23 protein-coding genes and 1 tRNA gene are annotated in these 22,207 nt (G+C 64.1%); 14 read left to right on the forward strand and 10 right to left on the reverse strand.

What is annotated here, in order from left to right:
- Positions 1 to 10 precede the first annotated feature (10 nt).
- The 6 genes from glyQ to EL335_RS00410 are packed head-to-tail and all read left to right on the forward strand — an operon-like array spanning position 11 to position 5,530.
- Positions 11 to 934: a glycine--tRNA ligase subunit alpha gene (glyQ, locus tag EL335_RS00385; RefSeq protein ID WP_126443717.1), complete on the forward strand. Its 924-nt coding sequence runs from the start codon at positions 11 to 13 to the stop codon at positions 932 to 934.
- A 2-nt stretch (positions 935 to 936) separates the two neighbouring features.
- Positions 937 to 3,042, forward strand: coding sequence for a glycine--tRNA ligase subunit beta (gene glyS, locus EL335_RS00390; protein WP_126443718.1), 2,106 nt, complete (start codon positions 937 to 939; stop codon positions 3,040 to 3,042).
- Between the two features lie 9 nt (positions 3,043 to 3,051).
- Positions 3,052 to 3,594 carry a D-glycero-beta-D-manno-heptose 1,7-bisphosphate 7-phosphatase gene (gene gmhB / locus EL335_RS00395; protein WP_126443719.1) on the forward strand — a complete coding sequence of 181 codons (543 nt, stop codon included), beginning with the start codon at positions 3,052 to 3,054 and terminating at the stop codon, positions 3,592 to 3,594.
- A 13-nt stretch (positions 3,595 to 3,607) separates the two neighbouring features.
- Positions 3,608 to 4,360: a lysophospholipid acyltransferase family protein gene (locus tag EL335_RS00400; protein ID WP_126443720.1), complete on the forward strand. Its 753-nt coding sequence runs from the start codon at positions 3,608 to 3,610 to the stop codon at positions 4,358 to 4,360.
- The gene (locus tag EL335_RS00405) at positions 4,323 to 4,790 is read left to right on the forward strand and encodes a SprT family zinc-dependent metalloprotease (RefSeq protein ID WP_126443721.1); all 468 of its coding nucleotides are present in this window, start codon (positions 4,323 to 4,325) and stop codon (positions 4,788 to 4,790) included. The genes EL335_RS00400 and EL335_RS00405 overlap by 38 nt, the downstream gene beginning before the upstream one ends.
- Positions 4,787 to 5,530, forward strand: coding sequence for a M48 family metallopeptidase (locus EL335_RS00410; protein ID WP_284155384.1), 744 nt, complete (start codon positions 4,787 to 4,789; stop codon positions 5,528 to 5,530). Before EL335_RS00405 ends, EL335_RS00410 begins: the two co-directional genes overlap by 4 nt.
- Here EL335_RS00410 and EL335_RS00415 read toward each other — a convergent pair.
- From EL335_RS00415 to EL335_RS00445, 7 genes are all read right to left on the reverse strand, one after another.
- Entirely contained in the window at positions 5,516 to 6,949 is a 1,434-nt protein-coding gene (locus EL335_RS00415; RefSeq protein WP_172599978.1) for a hemerythrin domain-containing protein, read from the reverse strand. The genes EL335_RS00410 and EL335_RS00415 overlap by 15 nt on opposite strands.
- Positions 6,950 to 7,072: 123 nt before the next feature.
- Positions 7,073 to 7,149, reverse strand: a tRNA-Ile gene (locus EL335_RS00420).
- Positions 7,150 to 7,192: 43 nt separating this feature from the next.
- A complete protein-coding gene (locus EL335_RS00425) occupies positions 7,193 to 8,782 on the reverse strand; it encodes a B12-binding domain-containing radical SAM protein (RefSeq protein ID WP_126443723.1) in 1,590 nt (529 codons plus the stop codon).
- A gap of 123 nt (positions 8,783 to 8,905) precedes the next feature.
- The gene (locus tag EL335_RS00430; RefSeq protein ID WP_126443724.1) at positions 8,906 to 9,211 is read right to left on the reverse strand and encodes a YqjK-like family protein; all 306 of its coding nucleotides are present in this window, start codon (positions 9,209 to 9,211) and stop codon (positions 8,906 to 8,908) included.
- A complete protein-coding gene (locus EL335_RS00435; RefSeq protein WP_126443725.1) occupies positions 9,208 to 9,597 on the reverse strand; it encodes a phage holin family protein in 390 nt (129 codons plus the stop codon). The genes EL335_RS00430 and EL335_RS00435 overlap by 4 nt, the downstream gene beginning before the upstream one ends.
- A gap of 18 nt (positions 9,598 to 9,615) precedes the next feature.
- Positions 9,616 to 9,927: an ElaB/YgaM/YqjD family protein gene (locus EL335_RS00440; protein ID WP_126443726.1), complete on the reverse strand. Its 312-nt coding sequence runs from the start codon at positions 9,925 to 9,927 to the stop codon at positions 9,616 to 9,618.
- Positions 9,924 to 10,766, reverse strand: coding sequence for an exodeoxyribonuclease III (locus EL335_RS00445; protein ID WP_126443727.1), 843 nt, complete (start codon positions 10,764 to 10,766; stop codon positions 9,924 to 9,926). Before EL335_RS00445 ends, EL335_RS00440 begins: the two co-directional genes overlap by 4 nt.
- A 13-nt stretch (positions 10,767 to 10,779) precedes the next feature.
- Here EL335_RS00445 and pyrE point away from each other — a divergent pair, with 13 nt between their 5' ends.
- Both pyrE and EL335_RS00455 read left to right on the forward strand, forming a co-directional pair.
- Entirely contained in the window at positions 10,780 to 11,433 is a 654-nt protein-coding gene (gene pyrE / locus EL335_RS00450) for an orotate phosphoribosyltransferase (protein ID WP_126443728.1), read from the forward strand.
- The gene (locus EL335_RS00455; protein WP_126443729.1) at positions 11,423 to 12,034 is read left to right on the forward strand and encodes a coiled-coil domain-containing protein; all 612 of its coding nucleotides are present in this window, start codon (positions 11,423 to 11,425) and stop codon (positions 12,032 to 12,034) included. Before pyrE ends, EL335_RS00455 begins: the two co-directional genes overlap by 11 nt.
- 12 nt (positions 12,035 to 12,046) lie before the next feature.
- Here the strand turns inward: EL335_RS00455 and gatB are convergent, their stop codons facing one another.
- The 3 genes from gatB to gatC all read right to left on the reverse strand — a co-directional run bounded on the left by gatB (position 12,047) and on the right by gatC (position 15,292).
- A complete protein-coding gene (gatB, locus tag EL335_RS00460; protein ID WP_126443730.1) occupies positions 12,047 to 13,486 on the reverse strand; it encodes an Asp-tRNA(Asn)/Glu-tRNA(Gln) amidotransferase subunit GatB in 1,440 nt (479 codons plus the stop codon).
- On the reverse strand, positions 13,483 to 14,940 hold the full coding sequence (gene gatA / locus EL335_RS00465; RefSeq protein ID WP_126443731.1) for an Asp-tRNA(Asn)/Glu-tRNA(Gln) amidotransferase subunit GatA: 1,458 nt from the start codon (positions 14,938 to 14,940) through the stop codon (positions 13,483 to 13,485). Before gatA ends, gatB begins: the two co-directional genes overlap by 4 nt.
- A 64-nt stretch (positions 14,941 to 15,004) precedes the next feature.
- The gene (gatC, locus tag EL335_RS00470; protein ID WP_126443732.1) at positions 15,005 to 15,292 is read right to left on the reverse strand and encodes an Asp-tRNA(Asn)/Glu-tRNA(Gln) amidotransferase subunit GatC; all 288 of its coding nucleotides are present in this window, start codon (positions 15,290 to 15,292) and stop codon (positions 15,005 to 15,007) included.
- Positions 15,293 to 15,426: 134 nt separating this feature from the next.
- On the opposite strand from gatC, the gene EL335_RS00475 reads away from it, so the two are divergent.
- From EL335_RS00475 to EL335_RS00500, 6 genes are all read left to right on the forward strand, one after another.
- The gene (locus EL335_RS00475; protein ID WP_126443733.1) at positions 15,427 to 16,470 is read left to right on the forward strand and encodes a rod shape-determining protein; all 1,044 of its coding nucleotides are present in this window, start codon (positions 15,427 to 15,429) and stop codon (positions 16,468 to 16,470) included.
- Positions 16,471 to 16,545: 75 nt separating this feature from the next.
- Positions 16,546 to 17,457: a rod shape-determining protein MreC gene (gene mreC, locus EL335_RS00480; protein ID WP_126443734.1), complete on the forward strand. Its 912-nt coding sequence runs from the start codon at positions 16,546 to 16,548 to the stop codon at positions 17,455 to 17,457.
- A gap of 234 nt (positions 17,458 to 17,691) precedes the next feature.
- Entirely contained in the window at positions 17,692 to 18,216 is a 525-nt protein-coding gene (gene mreD / locus EL335_RS00485) for a rod shape-determining protein MreD (RefSeq protein WP_284155385.1), read from the forward strand.
- Complete coding sequence (gene mrdA, locus EL335_RS00490) at positions 18,216 to 20,108, forward strand: penicillin-binding protein 2 (RefSeq protein ID WP_126443735.1); 1,893 nt, start codon at positions 18,216 to 18,218, stop codon at positions 20,106 to 20,108. The genes mreD and mrdA overlap by 1 nt, the downstream gene beginning before the upstream one ends.
- Positions 20,105 to 21,193 (forward strand): rod shape-determining protein RodA, encoded by a 1,089-nt coding sequence (rodA, locus tag EL335_RS00495; RefSeq protein WP_126443736.1) that lies wholly within the window; start codon positions 20,105 to 20,107, stop codon positions 21,191 to 21,193. Before mrdA ends, rodA begins: the two co-directional genes overlap by 4 nt.
- A complete protein-coding gene (locus EL335_RS00500; RefSeq protein ID WP_126443737.1) occupies positions 21,190 to 22,206 on the forward strand; it encodes a septal ring lytic transglycosylase RlpA family protein in 1,017 nt (338 codons plus the stop codon). The genes rodA and EL335_RS00500 overlap by 4 nt, the downstream gene beginning before the upstream one ends.
- Position 22,207: the final 1 nt, after the last annotated feature.

Here is a 22,207-nt window from a genome sequence, read left to right on the forward strand (position 1 = left end):
CGAACAAATCATGAAACCCACATTCCAATCCATCATCCTGCGCTTGCAGGACTTCTGGGACCGGCAGGGCTGTGCGCTGTTGCAGCCCTACGACATGGAAGTCGGCGCCGGCACCTCGCATACCGCCACCTTCCTGCGCGCGCTCGGCCCCGAGCCGTGGAAGGCCGCTTACGTGCAGCCCTCGCGGCGGCCGAAGGATGGCCGCTATGGCGAGAATCCAAACCGCCTGCAGCACTACTACCAGTATCAGGTGGTCTTGAAACCCGCGCCCGAGAACATCCTCGATCTCTATCTCGGCTCGCTCGAAGCCCTGGGTTTCGATCTGACGCAAAACGACGTGCGCTTCGTCGAGGACGACTGGGAAAACCCCACGCTGGGCGCCTGGGGCCTGGGCTGGGAAGTGTGGATGAATGGCATGGAGATCACGCAATTCACCTATTTCCAGCAGGTCGGCGGGATCGATTGCAAGCCGATCACCGGCGAGATCACCTATGGCCTGGAGCGGCTGGCGATGTATCTGCAAGGGGTCGAGAACGTCTTCGACCTCGTCTATGCGCCCGGCCTGAAATACGGCGATGTGTTCCATCAAAACGAGGTCGAGCAGTCAGCCTACAACTTCGAGCACAGCGACGTCGAGTTCTTGCTCACCGCCTTTGCCGCGCATGAAAGGCAGGCCAAGTATCTGATGGCGCAAAAGCTCGCGCTGCCGGCGTACGAACAGGTCTTGAAGGCCGCGCACACCTTCAACCTGCTCGACGCGCGCGGCGCGATTTCGGTGACCGAGCGCGCCGCCTACATCGGCCGTATCCGCACTCTCGCCAGAAGCGTGGCGCAAAGCTATCTCGAATCGCGCGCCCGGCTCGGCTTCCCGATGGCGCCGCGGGAACATGCCGCCGAAGTGCTGGCGAAACTGAACGAGAAGAAGGCAGCCTGACCATGACGACGAAAAACCTGCTCGTGGAACTGTTCGTCGAGGAGCTGCCGCCGAAGGCGCTGAAGGAACTCGGCGAAGCCTTCGCCGCCACGGTGGCCGAGAGGCTCAAAGCCGCCGGGCTCGTCGCCAAGACGACGGTCTCTCGATACGCCTCACCGCGGCGTTTGGCAGTGCATCTCACGGATGTCGCCGCCAAGGCGGCCGACAGACGAGTCACCCAGAAACTGATGCCGGCCGCCGTCGGGCTCGATGCCGACGGCAACCCTACCCCGGCGCTGCTCAAAAAGCTCGCCGCGCTCGGCAAAGATGCCGCAGTCGTGCCGAGCCTCAAACGGCAGCTGGACGGCAAGGCCGAGGCGCTGTTCCTCGACAGCGTCTTGCCCGGCATGACCCTGCAAGAGGGCCTGCAGGCCGCGTTGGATGCGGCGCTCGCCAGCTTGCCGATCCCGAAGGTGATGAGCTATCAGTTGCAGGACGGTTGGACCACCGTGCATTTCGTGCGTCCTGCGCACCGGCTCGTCGCGCTGCATGGCGCCGAGGTGGTACCGGTTGCCGTGCTGGGCTTGACCGCCGACCGTAAGACCCAGGGCCACCGCTTCGAGGCCAGCGCCAATCCGGTGGTGATTCGCGAGGCGGACAGTTATGCCGAGCAGCTGGAGGCCGAGGGCGCGGTGATTCCCGGCTTCGCCGCACGCCGGGCCGAGATCGAACGGCAGTTACAGGCTGCCGCCGCGCGCGAGGGGCTCGTGCCGATCGCGGACGACGCGCTGCTCGACGAAGTGACGGCGCTGGTCGAACGGCCCAACGTGCTCGTCTGCCAGTTCGAAAAAGAGTTCCTCGACGTGCCGCAGGAATGCCTGATCCTGACCATGAAGGCGAACCAGAAGTATTTTCCGCTGCTCGATGCCGCCGGCAAACTGACGAACAAGTTCCTCGTCGTCGCCAACATCCGGCCACACGATCCCGCGGCGGTGATCGGCGGCAACGAGCGCGTCGTGCGCCCGCGGCTGGCCGATGCGAAATTCTTCTTCGACCAGGATCGCAAGAAGTCGCTGATCGACCGCATCCCGGGGCTCGCCAAGGTGGTTTATCACAACAAGCTCGGCAGTCAGGGAGAGCGGGCCGAACGCGTCGCGCGGCTGGCGCACATGATCGGCGAGCGGCTAGGCAGCGCAGAGCTCGCCAATGCCGCGGACCGCGCCGCGCTGCTCTCGAAGGCGGATTTGCTCACCGACATGGTCGGCGAATTTCCGGAACTGCAAGGCATCATGGGCCGCTACTATGCGCTCCATGATGGCGAGCCGGTCGAGATCGCCGACGCGATCGAGGATCACTACAAGCCGCGCTTTGCCGGCGACGGCCTGCCGCGCAATGACGTCGGCCTCTGTGTCGCGCTCGCCGACAAGCTGGAGACGCTGGTCGGCCTGTTCGGCATCGATGAAAAGCCGACCGGCGACAAGGATCCCTTCGCGCTGCGGCGTCACGCGCTGGGCGTGCTGCGCATGCTGATCGAGAAAGAGCTCGCATTGCCGCTCGACGAACTGATCGAGGCCGCATTCGCCGTCTTTCCCACCGGCATGCTGCGCGATGCGCGGGGCGAGCTCATGAGCTTCGTGTTCGAACGCCTTGCCGGTCTTGCGCGCGAGTATGGCCATACGGCCCAAGAGGTCGATGCGGTGCTTTCGTTGCAACCGATGCGCATCGACCTCGTGCCCAAGCGTCTTGCCGCGGTGCGCGCCTTTGCCCGGCTGCCGGAAGCGGAAAGCCTCGCCGCCGCCAACAAGCGCGTCGGCAACATCCTGAAGAAAGCCCAAGGCATTGGGCTGATGCCGAAGGTCGATCCCCTGCTTTTCGAAAAGGAGGCCGAACGTGCCCTCCATGCCGCGCTCGTGTCCGTCGGGCAGGAGGCGGACGCACTGTTCGAGTTGGGTGATTACGCCGCGTCGCTGTCGCGGCTTTCCGCGCTCAAAACGCCGGTCGATCGGTTCTTCGACGAGGTGATGGTGAATGTCGAGGATGCGCGGCTGCGCGCCAACCGGCTGGGCTTGCTGGCGAAACTGCATCAGGCGATGAACCGCGTCGCCGATCTTGCGCGTCTTGCCGCTTGATCGCCACCCATGCCTGCGACGAAGCTGATCATCCTCGACCGCGACGGCGTCATCAACCAGGACTCCGAGCTCTACATCAAGTCACCCGAGGAGTGGGTGCCGATCCCCGGCAGCCTCGAAGCGATCGCGCGACTCAACCAGTGGGGGTTTCGCGTCGTGGTGTGCACCAATCAGTCGGGCATCGGCCGCGGCCTCTTTGACATGGATACGCTGAACGCGATCCACGACAAGATGATCAAAGCAGTCTCCCACGCCGGCGGCGCGATCGATGCGATCTTCTTCTGCCCCCATACCAACGCCGACAATTGTGAATGCCGCAAGCCCAAGCCCGGCATGTTGAAGGAAATCGCCGCGCGCTACAACGTCAGCCTCGCCGGCGTGCCGGTGGTCGGCGACAGTTTGCGCGATCTCGAATCGGCAGTGGCGGTCGGTGCGCAGCCGATCCTGGTGCTGACTGGCAAGGGCAGGAAAACCGAGAAAGATGCTGCACTGCCAAGCCACACGATGGTCTTCCCCGACCTGGCGACCGCCGTGGCGAAGCTGACCGCATGACGGAATCGACCGGATGAACCTGCTGCGTTCTCTGCTCTTCATGCTGGTGATGGTGCCGTCGCTGGTGCTCATCGTCGCCTTGCTGTTGTTGCTGTTCTGGTTGCCACCGCGCAGCCGCCGGCTGCTCGTGATGCCCTGGGTGCGCTTCGTGATGTGGCTGACCGAGCATGTGCTCAGGCTACGCATGCGCGTCATCGGTGCCGAGAACGTGCCGGCCGGCCCTTGCGTGATCCTGGCCAAGCATCAGTCGGCCTGGGAAACCTTCGCGCTGCAGCTGATCTTTCCGCTCACCGCGTTCGTCTACAAGCGCGAGCTCAATTGGCTGCCGTTCTTCGGTTGGGGCATGAAGCTGATGCCCTTCGTCGCGATCGACCGCGCTTCCGGCAAGGCGGCGTTGAAGCAGGTCATCGAGCGGGGTAAGCAGCGGCTGGCCGAAGGGTATTCGGTGGTGGTCTTTCCAGAAGGCACACGTGTGGCGCCGGGGACGAGCCGGCCCTTCAAGATCGGCGGCGCGTGGCTGGCCGTCGCCGCGAAAGTTCCGGCCGTGCCGGTGGCGCACAATTCCGGCGAATGCTGGCCGCGCAGGGCATTCATCAAGCGTCCCGGCATCGTGACGGTGAGCATCGGCCCGCCGATCGACACCGCCGGCCGCAACCCCGGCGAGGTGAATGCGCTCGCCGAAGCCTGGATCGAGGCCGAAATGCGTCGCATCAGTCCGCATCTCTATCATGCCGAAGCGAGACCCGCAACTGAGACTGCGGCTTGACGCCGTCGCGAACGCTGCCGATGCCGCCTGGCGGGACGGCGCGCGTGTCGCCTATCTCGGCGGCTGGCTCACGCTCGAGCTCGATACCGACCGGCCGCGGCCCGAACGGCTGGGCGATGCATTGCACTTGCCCCTGCCGCCCGCTGCGACGCCGCGGCAGATCCGCGACATGACGGAGTCCTGGCTGCGTGACGAGGCGCTGCGGGTGTTGCGAGATTCGGCGCTGGCAACACGGCACCCGGATGCCGCAACGCTGCGCATCGTGCTGAGTTTCAGCCGTCATGGGGATTGGGTTGCGCGCGATGGCGGCGTGCTGCGCTGCTACTGGCGGCTGATCGAGCAGCCGCTGCCCGTCATCGAGCAGGCGCTTGTCCGGGCGATGACCGAGGCGACACCCACCGCCGTCGAAGACCTGTTTGCGTTGGGATGATGCAGCTCGAGCTGTTCCGCGCCCTGCCGCCGCATGACACGGCGTCGAGCCGGCCGCGCCACATCCTCATTGGCGCCCATATCGTCGCTTACACGCTGCGGCGCGACCGCCGCCGATTGTCCATGCGCATCGACGAGCGCGGGCTCAGTGTCGGCGCGCCGCGCAGCGTGACGCTGGGCGAAATCGAGGCGTTCATTCGGCAGCATGGTGCCTGGGTCGTGGACAAACTCGCGGCCTTCGCGGCCCAGGGTGCTCGCCGGCATCTACCGATCTTCGACGGTGCGCGCCTGCCGCTCTTGGGCGGCGAAGTGCGCGTGCGCGTGACCAACGGCGCCAATCGCGGCTACTGGAGCGAGGACGAGCTCTGGCTTGCCGCACGACCCGATGCCGATCTGTCGGCACTGACACGTCGGGCGCTGCAACGGCGCGCCCTCGAACACTTCCGGCCAAGGCTCGTCGAGATGGCGGCGCGGATCGGCCAGCCGGCGCCGCCCTTGGCCTTGAGCTCGGCGCGCACACGCTGGGGCAGCTGCAGCCTGCGAAGCGGCATCCGGCTCAACTGGCGGCTCATTCATTTGGCGCCGGCGACGATCGATTACGTCATCGCCCACGAAGTCGCGCATCTGGTCGAGATGAACCACAGTCCGCGCTTCTGGCAGGTCGTGGAACGACTTTACCCCGACTGGCCTGCCGCGCGCGCGCGGCTCAAGCAAGAGGGTGCCGCGTTACCGCTGATCTGAGGCTGCAGACAGGCGCGTGGCGAGAAAACGCTCGAGGTGGCGGTCGGTGATGCTGATGTGGCTGATGAACCAATCCAGCAAGAGGAACTGACAGCGGAAGGCCAGCCGCAGCGGTGAGACGGTGCCGGCGGCGATTTCGCGCAGCAGCGTGGCGAGAAACGCGGAGAACTTGAGATGCTGCTGCCGATGTTCGGCGCGCGGGGAGAGGGGGTAGCCGTGCGCTTCCATCAGCCTTTCTTCGGCGTCGAAATGCTCGGCGGTGATTTCGACGAGGCGAGCGATCAGCCGTTCGGCCCGGGCGGCCGACTCCGCTTGCAGCGCCTCGGCAGCCGCGACGATGTGGTCGAAGATCAGCCGGTGCATCTCGTCGAAGGCGGTGAAGTCGAGAGAATATTCCGGCTGCCAGGTGGCGAAGCCATCGCTTTCGGAGATGCCGGCGGAATCGCCATGGCCGGGATGCTGGCAACGCTGCCAATAGACGGATGCCGGAGTATCGCCCGGATTGCGTTCGAGGCATTCGGCAAACAGCCGCCGCGCATCATCGCTGCGGCGGAAATGATAGTGGGCGAGCGCGTCCTCGAAGGTGTCCAGACTGGCCAGCTTCGCGGCCTTGAGCGGCGCTGGGTCGGCATCGAACACCTCGTAGATCGATTGCGCCAGATGCTTGCCGCGCACCCGTACCCGATCGATGAAGCGGATCGAGAAGGCGGCGGGATCGCGGATGCTGTTCAGCGTGTGCTGGGTGATGAGGATCGGCGTCTGCCAGGTCTTGGTCAGCGTTTCGACGCGCGCGGCGAGGTTGACCGCGTCGCTGATCACGGTGACTTCCATGCGCTTGTCGCCACCGATCACGCCGAGCATCAACAAGCCGGAATTGAGCCCGATGCCGATGCGGATCGGCTGCTCCGGGTTCGGCTCGGGCAAGCCGGCAAGCCCGGTCGCGCGGTGGGCATTGAAGCGCTCCAGTTCGGCGAGCATCGCCAGCGCCGCATGCAGCGCGTCGTCGCCGCGGGAAGGAAACAGCGCCATCACCGCATCGCCGATGTATTTGTCGATGAAGCCGCCGTGCGCGAGCACGACGGGCTCCATGAAGGAGAGATAGGCGTTGATGAAATCGAAACACTGCTGCGGCGACATCCGTTCCGACAGCGAGGCAAAGCCGCGGATGTCGGAGAACAGGATCGTCATCTTCTTTTCGGCCTGGTTGCCCCAGTCGACGTCGAGGATGCTGTCCTTGCCGAGCAGTTCGATCAGTTGCGGCGGCACGAAGCGGGCGTAGGCCGTTTGAAGATCGGCAAGGCGTTTCTCCACCCCGTGACGTGTCGCGATCTCGGCCTCGAGGCGCGCCCGCAGGCGTTTGAGCTCGTCCGTGGCGTCGTCGCCGAGAGGGAGTTCGCCTGGCCTGGCAGGGTTCGTCATCGCCCTTCGTTTCGCAAGTTGCATGATGGGCTCGCAGGGACTCGAGCCCAGGACCAAAGGATTATGGGACTGCTTCAATGACTACGGCGCAGCGGCCCTCGTCAGTGGCCGCGGCGAGAATGCTGGTGGGCCCGCTGGGGCTCGAACCCAGGACCAAAGGATTATGAGTCCTCTGCTCTGACCGACTGAGCTACAGGCCCGCCGCTGCCGATTATAGGCCGAGCGAACCCATTGATCTTGGCATCAGGAGCGCTCGGAAGCGGGCAGGATCCAGAAAAGTCGGCGGCTCCGAGACGGCACGCTGACGGCCGGCAGCTCGCGGTCGAGAATTTCCATCGTCGCGCGGCCGACATATTCGCCGGCGGTGTCGTCCATCTTGCTCGAGTATTCGAGCGCCCGCAGATAGGCGCGGCCGATCAGGCGGCCCAGCGGCGGCGGGTTGTAGAGCAGCTTCTTGATGATGAACGGATTGAGCGTCAGCGGGTCGTAGTTCTTCGGCAGATAGCCGCTCGCGAGCAGCCGCTTTTCGACCGGGGTGTTGGGTTGCACACCGACGAAGAAGATGAACGGCAGCACCTTGTCGCGGCCGAACAGCGCATAGAGTTCCTCGATGCGCGCCATCGTCGCCCGCAGCGTCGCCGGGGTTTCGCCCGGCGCATTGAGTGGCATATACAGCTTCACCTTCAGATCGGCATACTCACCAGTCATTGCTGCCTTGAAGTAGCGGAAGGCGCCCATCTGCTGTTCGAGTTCGTAGCCAAGCGTCAGGCTCTCGATCATCTCCTGCGAGCCGGTAAAGGACAGATCGAGGCTCTCCAGACCGGAATCGAGCATCTTGCGCGCGATTTCCGGGGTGATGTAATTCAGGCGCAGATAGCCGGTCCACCGCACCTTGACCTGGCGTCTGATCATCTCGTCGAGGATCGCTTCGGCATGCGTCATGCTGCGCCGGGTCGAGCAGAACTGCGCGTCGGTGAACCAGATGCGCGAGACGCCATACTGCTTGTTGAGCGTCTCGACTTCCTTGGCGACCTCGACTGGATCGCGATAGCGCTGGCGGGCGCCTTCGATCTTGTTGTAGAGGCAGAAATGACACTGGTATGGGCAGCCGCGCTTGGTGTGCACGCCGATCGAGATGTCCGGCTTACCGACGTATTCCCGAAAAGCGGGAAAGATCGATTCGATGTAGGAAAAATCGACCGCCGTGAGCTGGCCGAGATCGAAGTTTTCCTCGGCCGGGCGGTGATGTACCTGGCCTTCGGTGTCCTTGTAAAAATGGTGGCCGGCAGGCACTTCGTTGCCATCGACGATCGACAGCATCGCCGCCTCGCCCTCGCCGACGACGACGACCGTGTCGGTCGGACAGCGCTCGGCCACGTATCTGCCGAAGATCGACACCGCGGTGCCGCCGACGACGAGGCGCGAGTGCGGCGAGAGCTTGCGCACCAGCTTCAGGTAGCCGAGATTGCGCAGTCGCTGGCTTGCATAGTCGTAGATGATGCCGAGCGCCTGCCAGGCGGCCTTCAGGCGCTTGAGTGGATTCGGCGAATGGTCGTAATTCATCACCACGTCGAGCGCATCGTTTTCCGGATGCGGCCCGAAAGTCTGCATGTTGCGCCAGGAGAAGGCGATCACGTCGGGGCGCAATTCGCGCACGCGACTGATCAGGGCAGCCTTGCGCTGACGTGGCGGAATCACGGCGAGATCGAGGATTTCCTGTCGGACGCCCGGGCGTTGCCTGTGGATGAAATCGGCCAGATAGACGATGCCCCCAGGCCAGATCTTCCAGACGGGAAGGCGCACGTAGAGTACGGAGCGGGCAGGGATTGGCATGGCGCGTTGTTGTTTTTGCTCTCTGGCTGAGCATAGAGCATGTTGGCCGTCGCGCCTATGCCCTATTTTGGGTATATAAGGAGATACTGAATAAAGGGTGAAAAGCTGCCCGCGCGCGACGATTCAACGCTTGAAAGGCGCCAGAACCCGTGACGGGAAATTGGCCCGCCAGAACTGCCAGGCGAGAAAAGCGCGCTTGCCCCAGCGCCACAGGAAGCGTCGGGTACCTGGCCGCACCGCCGCCAGGAGCGCGATGCCGGTGGCGACGATCTCGGGATGGCGCTTCACCCAGCGCACCCCCTCCTGCAGACGATCGGCCGCATCGATAAGCGGCGCCAGACCTTGCAGATGATCGCCCAGGGCGACGCGCTGACTCGCGGCTTCGAGTTGCAGCCGTTGTTTTTCCAGAGCCAGTTCGATCGCATTCATTGCGCGGCATCCTCGTTGCGCAGTGCCGTCTCATCGCGCTCGAGCTCGGCCAGACTGGCGGCGAAGAGGCGCGAGCCTTGCCGCAACAGGCGCAGCGTCACGCTGCCGGCGATCGCGGCGGCGACGAGGAACAACGCGGTGAAGATGCCCAGCGCCAATACCCTGTGGCTGTCCCACAGCAAGACGGTGAGAAAGACGCCCAGGAATGCGACGCCAAGCACCCCGCACAACACTGCCGTCGCGCCCCACAGTAGCAGCCCGGAGATACGCCCGACCTCCTCCTGCGCCTCGACCTTGAGCAGTTCGAGACGCGTGCGGACCAGCGCGACGCTGGTCGTCGCAAGTCCGCGCAGCGAAGCCAGCAGGCCGGGAGAAGCGTCGGACACGCTTTACTCCCGCCTTTCTCAGCGCCGGCCGATCAAGAGGCCGACGATGAAGCCTAGCCCTGCGGCGATGCCGACGGAACGCCAGGGATTGTCCTGCACATAGCTGTCGGCAGCGCGGCCGACCTGCTTGGCCTTGTCGACCAACGCGGCTTCGGCGTCGGCGAGACGCACTTTCGCATCGGCCAGACGGCTCTGGATGCGCGCGCGCAGGTCGGCGGCCTTGTCACCCGCCACGTTGGCGGTGGCGCGCAGCAGTTCTTCGGCATCGGCGACGACCACCTTGAAATCATTGATCAGTTTTTCTTTGCTGACTTCGGTCATTTCGGTCATTTTCGGCTCCTTGCAGTGGGGTTCGAACTTTGCCATTGTTGCACAATTTTCGGCCATGCATAGTCGATCGTCAGCGGAGCGTGATCGGAAAAACGCACATCCTTGAAAACGCTCGCGGCGACGGCGGTTGCGGCGATGCCAGGCGTGGCGAGCTGATAATCGATGCGCCAGCCGACGTTCTTCGCCCAGGCCTGGCCGCGATTGGACCACCAGGTGTAACCCTCGTCCTCGGCATCGGGGTTAAGCCGCCGATAGACGTCGACCCAGCCGAGCTCATCCTTGACGCGGGCGATCCAGGCGCGCTCCTCGGGCAGGAAGCCGGAGTTTTTCTGGTTCGATTTCCAGTTCTTCAGGTCCTTTTCCGTTGGCGCGATGTTCCAGTCGGCGCAGATGATGAATTCGCGGCCGGTTTTGCGTGCTTCATCGCGCAAGGCGGCCAGATGGGGAAAGAAGACCTCCATGAAGCGGAACTTGGCGGCCTGGCGTTCGGGGGAGGAGGAACCCGAGGGCACATACAGCGAGATCACGGCAAGTCCCGGCCAGTCGCAGCGCAGGAACCGCCCCTCGGCATCGAACTCCCGATTGCCGATGCCCTCGGTCACCCGCTGCGGGGCATGGCGCGCATACAGGCCGACGCCGCTGTAGCCTTTCTTCTCGGCAAAGTGGAAATAGCCGTGGTAGCCGGCCGGATGGTGCTCGGCAGGAGACAAATCGGCATCCTGCGCCTTGAGCTCCTGGACGCAGACGATGTCGGCATCCTGGTGCGCGAGCCAGTCGAGCCAGCCCTTTTTGACCGCGGAGCGGATGCCATTCAAATTCAGCGTGACGATTTTCAGCATGTAGAATGAAGCGATGATGAGCGAGGCAAACGATTTCAGCCGCGACTTTATCGCGTTCGCCTGCGAGCGGGGGGTGTTGCGCTTTGGCGAATTCAAGACCAAGGCCGGTCGTCTGTCGCCGTACTTCTTCAATGCCGGGCTGTTCAACGATGGCGAATCGCTTGCCCATCTCGCCGATTTCTACGCGCGCGCCATTCTCGGCTCAGGACTTCCGATCGACATGCTGTTCGGGCCTGCCTACAAAGGCATTCCGCTGGTGGCGGCGGTGGCGATCAAACTGGCCGAGCGCGGCCGCAATTTCCCTTTCGCCTTCAACCGCAAGGAAGCCAAGGATCACGGCGAGGGCGGCAGCTTGATCGGCGCGCCGATCAAGGGCCGCGTGCTGATCGTCGATGACGTGATTTCCGCCGGTACCTCGGTGCGCGAATCGATCCAGATCATCCGCGGCGCCGGCGCGATCCCGGCAGGGGTCGCGATTGCGCTGGACCGCCAGGAACGCGGCACGGGGAAGCTTTCCGCCGTGCAGGAAGTCGAACGGGAACTGGGGCTGCCGGTCATCACTGTTGCGCGCCTTGCCGACCTGATCGATTATCTGGCCGGCCAGCCGGCGCTGGCAGAAAACCTTTCAGCGGTGCGCCGCTATCGGGAGGTCTATGGTGTCGATTGAATCCCGTACCCTGCTGTTCGCCGTCGGCCTCGCGCTGGCTTGGCCGGCCGCGGCGCGCATCGTCTGTTGTGACGTGAATGGCAAGCGGGTGTGCGGCGATCCGCCGCCGCCGGTGTGTGACAGTCGGGCGAAGACCATCTATCTACAAGGCGGCTCGTCCAAGGAAATCGAGGCGCCGCTCACGGCCGAGCAACGCGCCGCGCGCGAAGCGGAAGAAGCCCGCAAGAAGGAAGAGGCCAGAAAGGCCGCCGAACAGGCGCGCAAGGACCGCGCGCTGCTCGACAGTTTCACGAACGTCAAGGAACTCGATGCGGCGCGCGAGCGGGCGATCGCCGACCTCGAAAAGAATGCCGAGCAGGCGAAGAACCGGCTCGAAGCCGCGCTCGCCAAGCAGAAAAAGCTCGACGACGAGAAGGAGTTCTATACCAAGAAGCCGCTGCCGGCGGCGCTGAAGAAACAGATCGAAGAGAACGAACGCGAAATCGCCGCGCAGCGCCAGGCGCTCGAGCAGAAGGAAAAGGACGTCGCTGCGGTGCGCGAGCGCTTCGCCGCCGACCGGGAACGTTACCTGCAGCTCACCGGCAAGACGGCCAGGAAATAGCCGGCGTGCCGGTCAGCCAGCGCCGAGTTTTTTCCTCAGTAGCTCGCCGACCTGCTGCGGATTGGCCTTACCCTTGGTCGCCTTCATCACCTGGCCGACCAACGCGTTGAAGGCCTTTTCCTTGCCGGCACGGAATTCCTCGACCGATTTCGGATTCGCGGCGATCACCTCGGCGACGATCGGCTCGATCGCGGCAGCATCGGATACCTGCTTCAGTCCGCGTGACTCGATGATCGTGTCGGCATCGGTTCCTTCCTGCATCCACAGCGCCTCGAAGACTTCCTTGGCAAGCTTGGAGGAGAGCGTGCCATCACTGATGCGCCGAATCATGCCGGCCAGCTGCATGGCCGAAACTGGCGCGGCGCCGATATCCTTTTCCGCGCGGTTCAATCGGGCCGCGAGCTCGCCCATGATCCAGTTGGCACAGAGTTTCGCATTCTCCCTGCCTGCGGCGGCAACGGCATCCTCGAAATAACGCGCCGTCGCACGCGTCGCGGTGAGCGTCGCGGCATCGTAGGCGGAAAGGCCATAATCGGCCTGGAAACGCACCTGCATCGCCTGCGGGAGCTCGGGCATGCCGGCCTTCACTTCGGCGATCCACTCCGGCCCGATCTCGAGCGGCAAGAGATCGGGATCGGGAAAGTAGCGGTAATCGTGCGCATCTTCCTTGCTGCGCATCGCGCGCGTCTGACCGCTGTCTGGATCGAACAGCACGGTGGACTGTTCGATGGCCCGGCCTTCCTCGAGCTCGTTGATCTGCCACTGGATTTCGAAGTCGATCGCCTGTTGCAGGAAGCGAAAGGAGTTCAGGTTCTTGATCTCGCGGCGCGTGCCGAGCGGCCCGCCGGGACGGCGCACCGAGACATTGGCATCGCAGCGGAAACTGCCTTCCTGCATGTTGCCGTCGCAGATGCCGATCCAGGTGACGAGCGCGTGCAGCGCCCTGGCATAGGCGACGGCCTCGCTGGAGGAACGCATGTCGGGCTCGGAGACGATTTCGAGCAGCGGCGTGCCAGCGCGGTTGAGGTCGATGCCGGTCTTGCCGTGGAAATCTTCGTGCAAGGATTTGCCGGCATCCTCTTCGAGGTGGGCGCGGGTCAGCCGGATGAGTTTTTCCGAGTCATTGACGCGGATCGTGATGCCTCCGCCGGAGATCACCGGCGTTTCGTACTGGCTGATCTGGTAGCCCTTCGGCAGATCGGGGTAGAAGTAGTTCTTGCGCGCGAAGATCGAGCGCGGCGCGATTCCGCCACCGACGGCGAGGCCAAATTTGATGGCGCAGACCACCGCCTCGCGGTTCAACACCGGCAGCACGCCGGGCAGCGCGATGTCCACTGCGCAAGCCTGGCGGTTGGGTTGCGCGCCGAAGGCGGTGCTGGCGCCGGAGAAGATTTTCGATTGCGTCTGCAGCTGGACGTGGGTTTCGATGCCGATCACGACTTCCCAGCTCATTTGATACCTCCGGGCATGCGCCGATGCCAGTCCGTGGCTTGCTGATAACGATGGGCGACATTGAGCATCTTCGCCTCGGCAAACCACGGCGCGATGATTTGCAGCCCCACCGGCAGGCCCGCATCGAAACCGCAGGGGATCGACATCGCCGGCAGGCCAGCGAGGTTGACGGCGATCGTGTAGATGTCGGACAGATACATCTGGACCGGATCGGCGCTCTTTTCACCGAAGCGGAAGGCGGGCGTCGGCGTGGTCGGCCCGATGATCACGTCGCAGGAGGCGAACGCAGCCCGAAAGTCCTCGGCGATCAGCCGGCGCACCTGCTGAGCCTTCAGATAATAGGCATCGTAGTAGCCGTGCGAGAGCACATAGGTGCCGATGAGGATGCGCCGCTTGACCTCCGACCCGAAGCCTTCGGCGCGGGTCTTTTCATACATCTCGATCAGGTCGCGGTACTCGGCGGCGCGATGGCCGTAACGCACGCCATCGAAACGGGCGAGATTCGAGCTCGCCTCGGCCGGCGCGATCACATAGTAGACCGGCACCGAAAGATTGGAATTGGGTAGCGAGACCTCGACGGTCGTCGCGCCTAGCCGGCGATATTCGGCAAGCGCGTCCTCCACCGCGGCGCGCACGCCGGCAGCCATGCCGGTGCCGAAAAATTCCTTTGGGAGACCGATCTTCAGGCCATCGAGGGGCTTATCGAGTTCAAGCGTGTAGTCTTCGGCTGCGCGATCGAGCGAGGTCGAGTCGCGCGCATCGAAGCCGGCCATCGCGTTTAGGAGCAGCGCGCAATCCTCGGCCGATTTGGCCATCGGCCCGCCTTGATCGAGGCTGGAGGCGAAGGCGATCATGCCAAAGCGCGAGACCACGCCGTAGGTGGGCTTGAGGCCAGTGAGGCCACACAGCGCCGCAGGCTGGCGGATCGATCCTCCCGTGTCGGTGCCGGTGGCCGCCGGCACGAGGCGAGCCGCGATGGCCGCCGCCGAACCGCCCGAAGAACCACCGGGCACGCGCGCCAAATCCCAGGGGTTCTTCACCGGCCCGAAGAACGAGGTCTCGTTCGACGAGCCCATCGCGAACTCGTCCATGTTGGTCTTGCCGATCAGCACCATGCCGGCAGCGGCCATCCGCTCGACCACATGGGCGTCATATGGCGAGACGAAGTTGGCCAGCATCTTCGAGCCGCAGGTGGTGCGCCAACCTTGTGCGCAGAAGATGTCCTTGTGGGCGAGCGGGATGCCGGTCAGCGGGGATGCCGTCTCTGCCTCGCCGAGTTTCGCATCCGCGGCGCGCGCGAGGCTGAGCGCCTTCTCGCGGTCGATGGTGATGAAGGCATTGAGCGTCGGGTTGAGTTTCTCGATACGGTCGAGGAACAGCGTGGTGAGCTCGACGCTGGAAATCTCTTTCCCGACGAGGGCGGCGGACAGTTCCTTGAGAGACGAATCGATCATAAAGCGAAGCGACCACAAAGTCTCCCCTCCGAGAGGAGGGGCTGGGGGAGGCGGGCGATCCGTTTCATTCGATCACCTTCGGCACCAGATACAGGCCGGCTTCAGACTCGGGCGCGATCGCCATGAAGTCGTCGCGGCGGTCGCTTTCGGTCACGCGGTCTTCGCGCAGGCGCTGCACGACATCGACGGCGTGGGCCATCGGCACGATGCCGGTGGTGTCGACGGCCTGCAACTGTTCGACGAAGGCGAGGATCGCATTCAGCTGTTCGCGGATCTGCGCGGATTCGCTGGCGGAGATCTCGATGCGCGCCAGATGCGCGATGCGACTGACGTCGGCCGGGCTCAAGGACATGGTTTCAAAGTGAAATTTCGGGTTGTCCCCACTCGCGGGGCAGATTTGCCAAGCTCGTTAGGTTATCATAGGTATCCCTTTCCCCGACAGTGCTGGTTGGCTTTGCGGCACTGTCTTTGACAGACAGGACACCGATGTTTTCCTTCCTCCGCTCCTATTTTTCCAACGATCTGGCGATCGACCTGGGCACCGCGAACACGCTGATCTACGTGCGCGGCAAGGGCATCGTGCTCGACGAGCCTTCGGTCGTCGCGATCCGCACCGAAGGCGGCCCGAACGCAAAGAAGACGATCCAGGCCGTGGGTGCCGCCGCCAAGCAGATGCTCGGCAAGACGCCCGGCAACATCACCGCCATCCGGCCGATGAAGGACGGCGTGATCGCCGATTTCACCGTCACCGAGCAGATGTTGAAGCAGTTCATCAAGAAGGTACACGACTCGCGTCTGTTGAGCCCCAGCCCGCGCATCATCATCTGCGTGCCCTGTGGTTCGACGCAGGTCGAGCGCCGCGCGATCCGCGAGTCCGCCCTGGGCGCCGGGGCGAGCCAGGTCTATCTGATCGAGGAGCCGATGGCCGCCGCGATCGGCGCCGGCCTGCCGGTATCGGACGCCACCGGCTCGATGGTCGTCGACATCGGCGGCGGCACGACGGAAGTCGGCGTAATCAGCCTAGGCGGCATGGTCTATGCCGGCTCGGTGCGCGTCGGCGGCGACAAGTTCGATGATGCCATCATCAACTACATCCGCCGCAACTACGGCATGCTGATCGGCGAGACGACGGCGGAGCTCATCAAGAAGACCATCGGTTCGGCCTTCCCGGGCTCCGAAGTCAAGGAAATGGAAGTCAAGGGCCGCAACCTCGCCGAGGGCATTCCGCGCAGCTTCACGATTTCCTCGAACGAGATCCTCGAGGCGCTGTCCGATCCCTTGAACCAGATCGTCGGCGCGGTGAAGATCGCCCTCGAGCAGACGCCGCCGGAACTCGGCGCCGACATCGCCGAGCGTGGCATGGTGCTCACCGGCGGCGGTGCGCTGCTGCGCGACCTCGACCGCCTGCTGATGGAAGAAACCGGCCTGCCGGTAGTCGTTGCCGAAGACCCGCTCACCTGCGTCGTGCGCGGCTCTGGCATCGCGCTCGAGAAGATGGACAAACTCGGCAGTATTTTCGCCAACGAATAAGTTCCGCTCCGGTAAGGTGTGCGGTGGCATGGTGCCCATGCCACGTTGAACCACCGGGGGAGAAATGCAGTCTTGATGTCCGTCGCGGGTCATTCGCCTCCACCATTTTTCAAGCGCGGGCCGGCGCCCCTGGTGCGGTTGGCCTTTTTCCTCGCGCTATCCGTGGCGGCGATGGTCGCCGATTTGCGCTTCAAAATGCTCGAACCGGCGCGCGCCGCGGTCGCGGCGCTGCTTTGGCCTTTGCAGAAAGCCGTCATGCTGCCGGTCGAGGGCGCTGGCGAGGCAGGCACTTATCTCGCCGACCTGGCACGGCTGAAAAAAGAAAACGAGGAACTGCGCGCGCGCCAGATCATGCAGGCCAATCAGCTGTTGCGCCAGGCGCATCTGGACCAGGAAAACCGTCGCCTGCGCGCTTTGCTCGACATGCGCGAGCGGCTGGACGCGCCTGCCCAGGCCGCCGAAATCCTCTATGCGGCGCGTGACCCGTTTTCCCGCCGCATCGTCATCGACCGCGGCATGACGCATGGCATCGAGGCCGGCCAGCCGGTGATCGACGAGGTCGGCGTGATCGGCCAGGTGACGCGCGTTTTCCCTTTGACCAGCGAGGTGACCCTGCTGACCGACAAGAACCAGGCCATTCCGGTGCAGGTGCAGCGCAATGGTCTGCGCGCCGTGCTGGCCGGCGCCGGCAACGGCCTCTTGGAATTGAAGTTTTTGCCGATGAATGCCGATGTGCAGGCCGACGATCTGCTCGTCACTTCCGGACTCGACGGCATCTTTCTACCGGGTCTGCCAGTGGCGCGCGTGACGAAGATCGATCGCGACAACTCCTTCGCGTTCGCGCGCATCGAATGCGTACCGATCGCCGGCGTCGAGCGCCAGGGCCAGGTGCTGGTGCTAGGCTCGCGTGCCGCGCCGCCGCTGCCCGAAGAGCGGACCGAGGAACTTCCCAAGACTGGCAAAGGTCGCAAGACACGAGGCCAATGATCCTAAAAACCTCAGTTGGACGCGCCCGATGGTACGTGCCGGCGGGCGGATGGCGCGACGCGACGACGCAGCAGGCTCATGCCTGCAAGGAGGAGCAACAAAGCCAGGCGCCCGTCGGCGCGTACCAGGGGGTGCGTAGCGGGGTCACCTCTCCGGTGAGCAGAATCAGTGAGACATCTTTCGATCTTCTCAGGCATTTTTTGCCTTCAGGAGCGGTCAACTGGGGTTTTTAGGATGATCCAGCCTACCCATTCCTCGCGGCGCATTTTGCTGCCGGCACGCACCTGGTTCATCTACCTGTCATTGCTGGTGGCGGCTTTGCTGAACCTGATCCCCCTCGGCCGCCTGCCCGGCGTGCCCGACTGGGTGGCGCTGGTGCTCGCCTTCTGGTGCATCCATCAACCGTTGAAGGTCGGCATGGCGGCGGCCTTCTGCTTCGGGCTGGCGATGGATGTCGCCGATGCGGCCGTGATGGGTCAGCATGCATTCGCCTATGTGCTGCTCGCCTTCTTCGCCGCCGGCTGGTCGCGCCGTGTGCTCTGGTTTCCGCTCGCCCAGCAGGCACTGCACGTGTTGCCGATGCTGCTCGGCACGCAGCTCGTGATGCTCTTGATCCGTCTTGCCACCGGCGCCGAGTTTCCCGGCCTCGGTTACTTCCTGTCGAGCTTCACCGCCGCGCTGCTCTGGTATCCGGCAAGCTTCGTGCTGCTGCTGCCGCAGTATCAGCCAGTCGACCGCGATGAGACCAGACCCATCTGATGAGAATCAAGGACGCACAGGAGGGGCTGGAACAGTTCAACCGCCGCATAGCCAGCGCAGGCGGCCTGGTGATCGTCTGCTTCGTCCTCTTGTTCGGCCGTTTCTTCTGGCTGCAGGTGATCCAGCACGATTACTACAAGACGCGCGCCGAGGACAACCGCATCTCGCTGGTACCGATCGTGCCCAACCGGGGCTTGATCGTCGATCGCAACGGCGAAGTGTTGGCGAGAAACTACTCCGCCTATACGCTGGAGATCACGCCTTCGCAGGTCAGCGATCTCGAGGCGACGATCGACGCTCTGGCGGAATTCATCACCATCGAGCCGAAAGACCGCAAGCGTTTCAGGAAGCTGATGGAAGAGAGTAAGCGCTTCGAGTCGCTGCCGATCCGCACGCGCCTGACCGACGAGGAGGTGGCGAAGTTCATCGCCCGCCGCTATCGCTTTCGCGGCGTCGACATCAAGGCACGCCTGTTCCGCCAGTATCCGAAAGGCGCCTTCGCTTCCCATGTGCTCGGCTATATCGGCCGCGTCACCGACCGCGATCTGGAGCGGATCGCCGAGAATGACCAGGAAGCCAATTACCGTGGCACCGATTATTTCGGCAAATCTGGTCTGGAGCAGCACTATGAATTCGAGCTGCACGGGCAAACCGGCTTCGAGCAGGTCGAGGTCGATGCCGGCGGCCGCGCGGTACGGACGCTCTCGCGCGTCGCGCCGGTGCCGGGCAACAACCTGACGCTGACGCTGGACGCCAAGCTGCAGGAAGTCGCCGAGCAGGCCTTCGGCGATCGTCGCGGCGCGCTGATCGCGATCGAACCGTCCACCGGCGGCGTTCTCGCGCTGGTCTCGGTGCCGAACTATGATCCGAACCTGTTCGTCGATGGCATCTCCGCGGCCGACTGGCAGGCGCTCAACGAAGCGGCGGACAAGCCAATGGTCAACCGTGCGCTCAACGGCGCCTATCCACCCGGCTCGACTTTCAAGCCGTTCATGGCGCTGGCCGCGCTCCACTACGGCAAACGCCGGCCAGAACAGGCGATCATGGATCCGGGCGGATTCAATTTCGGCGGCCATTTCTTCCGCGACGACAAGAAGGGCGGCCACGGCATGGTGGATATGTACAAGTCGATCGTCGTCTCCTGCGACACCTACTACTACCTGCTCGCCAACGACATGGGTATCGACGCGATCGCCGCCTTCATGGGGCCGCTGGGTCTGGGCAGCAAGACCGGCATCGACATCGAGGGCGAGTCCGAAGGCGTGCTGCCGTCGCCAGCCTGGAAGAAGAAGCGCTTCAAAAAGCCCGAGCAGCAAAAGTGGTATGCCGGCGAGACGATTTCGATCGGCATCGGCCAGGGTTACAACGCCTACACGCCGATCCAGCTCGCCCAGGCGGTGGCCACGCTCGCCAACGATGGCGTGATGTTCCGCCCGCACCTCGTCAAATACATCACCGACACGAAGACCGGCGAAAAGCGTTTCATCGAGCCGCAGCCGATCAGGAAACTGCCCTGGAAGCAGGAGCACATCGACGTGATCAAGCGCGCGATGATCGGCGTCACCAAAGAGGGCACGGGTGCGCGCGCTTTCGCCGGGGCGGAGTACGTGGCGGCCGGCAAGACCGGCACGGCGCAGGTGTTCTCTTACAAGGGTGCCGAGCACAAGACGGAGACCATGAAGGCGCAGTTGCGCGACCATGCGCTGTTCATCGCCTTCGCGCCGGCCGATCAGCCGAAGATCGCGCTGGCGGTGCTGGTCGAAAACGGCGGCTTCGGCGCCCAGGCCGCCGCGCCGATTGCGCGCCAGGTGCTCGACTATTACCTGCTCGGCAAGCTGCCCAAGGGCATGGCGCCGACCGACGAGGCCGCGGTGGAGGCGGATCCCGAATGAGCGTGCGCCGATACTGGCAGATGCTCGTCGCCCCACTCGATGGGCCGCTGTTCGGCTTCAGCGTGCTGTTGTTGATCCTCGCCACGGTCGCTTTGGCCAGCGCCGCGCCGGAACGGCTCAGTGCCCATTGGCTCAATCTCGGCGTGGCGTTGGCGGTGATGCGCATCGTCGCCCAGGTGCCGCCGCAGCGGTTGATGCACATCGCGTTGCCGATCTATGTGCTCGGGCTGTTGCTGTTGATCGCCGTGGCATTGTTCGGCGACGTCTCGAAAGGCGCGCGGCGCTGGCTCAGCCTGGGTTTCATGCGCATCCAGCCCTCGGAGCTGATGAAGATCGCGATGCCGTTGATGCTCGCCTGGTATTTCCAGAAACGCGAGGGCCTGCTCGTCTGGCGCGATTGGTTCATCGCCACGCTGTTGCTCGTGATGCCGGTGGCATTGATCGCGCGCCAGCCCGATCTGGGTACCGCGGTGCTGGTGTTCGCCGCCGGCTTTTACGTGATCTTCCTCGCCGGCCTGTCCTGGAAGGTGATGCTCGGCCTGCTGGGGCTGGCTGCCGCCGCCGCGCCGTTTGCCTGGAATTTGCTCCACGACTATCAGCGGCAACGCGTTCTGATGCTGCTCGATCCGCAACAGGACCCGCTTGGCAAAGGCTTCCACATCATCCAGTCGATGATCGCAATCGGTTCGGGTGGCCTCTTCGGCAAGGGCTGGGGACAAGGCACGCAATCCCAGCTCGACTTCATTCCGGAGCGCCATACCGACTTCATCTTCGCCGTCTGGTCGGAAGAGTTTGGTCTGACCGGCAATGCCGCGCTGTTGATCCTCTACCTGCTGCTGATCGGCCGCGGCCTGCAGATCGCGCTCGCGGCACCGACGTTGTTCACGCGCCTTCTGGCCGGCGCGCTGACGCTGATCTTCTTCACCTATGCCTTCGTCAATATGGGGATGGTGTCGGGCATCCTGCCCGTGGTCGGCGTGCCGCTGCCGTTCGTCAGCTATGGCGGCACCGCACTGGTCACGCTCGGCATCGCGATGGGCATTCTGATGTCGATCCAAAAGAATCGTATGCTGGTGCAGAAATGAACCGGATCATCCTGCTATCCTTGTCGCTACTGCTCGCCGCCTGTGGCGGTCAGCCGCCCAAGCCTGCCGTGCAGACAACCGCCGCGGGTGCCGCCCCGCCAGCGCCGACTTTTCGTAGTGAGTCGGCGCCCGGCGGAACGACTTCATTTCCGCCAGCGCCGAGTTCGGGCGAGCGGAAACCGGCCGCAACGCCGCAGGGTGGGGGTTACTATCTCGACGATGGGCCGCTCGACCATTCGATCGATCTGGCGGCGATCCCCGATGCCGTGCCCAAGCCTGAACCGCTCAACCGCTTCGCCAACCGGCCTTATTCAGTGTTCGGCCGCGATTACGTGCCGCTTGCCGATGCCACCGGCTACCGGCAGCAAGGCGTGGCGAGCTGGTATGGCCGGCGTTACCACGGCCAGAAGACCTCGAGCGGCGAACCTTACGACATGTTCGCGATGACCGCCGCGCATCCGACGCTGCCGATTCCCTCCTATGCGCGCGTCACCCGGATCGACGCCGGGCCCGATTTCGGCAAATCGGTCGTGGTGCGCATCATCGATCGTGGCCCCTTCCTGCACGATCGCCTGATCGATCTTTCTTACGTTGCGGCCTGGAAGCTCGGTCTCGTCGATGACGGCAGCGGCCGGGTCCTCGTCGAGAGCGTGCTTCCCGAAAGCACAGGCGCGCCATTCGCCCGGGCGGAAACCGCGCCTGCCGCGGAGCCGATCGCGCTTGGCGCCGCCAGCGCGAGTCCTCCGCAGCAGTCGCAGGCCGAGCTGCGCGACGTCGTCGAAAAGGGGGGCCACTATCTGCAGCTTGGCGCTTTCGCCAGCCGCGACAATGCCGAAGCGCTGAAGGCCAAGCTGTATCGCGATCTCGGCGAGCTGGGCGACAAGCTGGTGATCAGAAGCGCGGGTAATCTGCATCGGCTGCAGCTCGGCCCCTGGCTGGATGAAGCCGCCGCGCGCCGCATCGCCGAACGGCTGAAACTCGCCTTCGATCTGCCCAGCATGCTCGTGAAATAGC

The sequence above is a fragment of the Sulfuricystis multivorans genome, assembly GCF_003966565.1.
Lineage (GTDB): Bacteria > Pseudomonadota > Gammaproteobacteria > Burkholderiales > Rhodocyclaceae > Sulfuricystis > Sulfuricystis multivorans.

Coding starts and splice junctions, on each gene's coding strand:
- glyQ (WP_126443717.1), top strand. CDS start 11: ATGAAACCCACATTCCAATCCATCATCCTGCGCTTGCAGGACTTCTGG.
- glyS (WP_126443718.1), top strand. CDS start 937: ATGACGACGAAAAACCTGCTCGTGGAACTGTTCGTCGAGGAGCTGCCG.
- gmhB (WP_126443719.1), top strand. CDS start 3,052: ATGCCTGCGACGAAGCTGATCATCCTCGACCGCGACGGCGTCATCAAC.
- EL335_RS00400 (WP_126443720.1), top strand. CDS start 3,608: ATGAACCTGCTGCGTTCTCTGCTCTTCATGCTGGTGATGGTGCCGTCG.
- EL335_RS00405 (WP_126443721.1), top strand. CDS start 4,323: ATGCCGAAGCGAGACCCGCAACTGAGACTGCGGCTTGACGCCGTCGCG.
- EL335_RS00410 (WP_284155384.1), top strand. CDS start 4,787: ATGATGCAGCTCGAGCTGTTCCGCGCCCTGCCGCCGCATGACACGGCG.
- EL335_RS00415 (WP_172599978.1), bottom strand. CDS start 6,949: ATGACGAACCCTGCCAGGCCAGGCGAACTCCCTCTCGGCGACGACGCC.
- EL335_RS00425 (WP_126443723.1), bottom strand. CDS start 8,782: ATGCCAATCCCTGCCCGCTCCGTACTCTACGTGCGCCTTCCCGTCTGG.
- EL335_RS00430 (WP_126443724.1), bottom strand. CDS start 9,211: ATGAATGCGATCGAACTGGCTCTGGAAAAACAACGGCTGCAACTCGAA.
- EL335_RS00440 (WP_126443726.1), bottom strand. CDS start 9,927: ATGACCGAAATGACCGAAGTCAGCAAAGAAAAACTGATCAATGATTTC.
- EL335_RS00445 (WP_126443727.1), bottom strand. CDS start 10,766: ATGCTGAAAATCGTCACGCTGAATTTGAATGGCATCCGCTCCGCGGTC.
- pyrE (WP_126443728.1), top strand. CDS start 10,780: ATGATGAGCGAGGCAAACGATTTCAGCCGCGACTTTATCGCGTTCGCC.
- gatB (WP_126443730.1), bottom strand. CDS start 13,486: ATGAGCTGGGAAGTCGTGATCGGCATCGAAACCCACGTCCAGCTGCAG.
- gatA (WP_126443731.1), bottom strand. CDS start 14,940: ATGATCGATTCGTCTCTCAAGGAACTGTCCGCCGCCCTCGTCGGGAAA.
- gatC (WP_126443732.1), bottom strand. CDS start 15,292: ATGTCCTTGAGCCCGGCCGACGTCAGTCGCATCGCGCATCTGGCGCGC.
- EL335_RS00475 (WP_126443733.1), top strand. CDS start 15,427: ATGTTTTCCTTCCTCCGCTCCTATTTTTCCAACGATCTGGCGATCGAC.
- mreC (WP_126443734.1), top strand. CDS start 16,546: ATGTCCGTCGCGGGTCATTCGCCTCCACCATTTTTCAAGCGCGGGCCG.
- mreD (WP_284155385.1), top strand. CDS start 17,692: ATGATCCAGCCTACCCATTCCTCGCGGCGCATTTTGCTGCCGGCACGC.
- mrdA (WP_126443735.1), top strand. CDS start 18,216: ATGAGAATCAAGGACGCACAGGAGGGGCTGGAACAGTTCAACCGCCGC.
- rodA (WP_126443736.1), top strand. CDS start 20,105: ATGAGCGTGCGCCGATACTGGCAGATGCTCGTCGCCCCACTCGATGGG.
- EL335_RS00500 (WP_126443737.1), top strand. CDS start 21,190: ATGAACCGGATCATCCTGCTATCCTTGTCGCTACTGCTCGCCGCCTGT.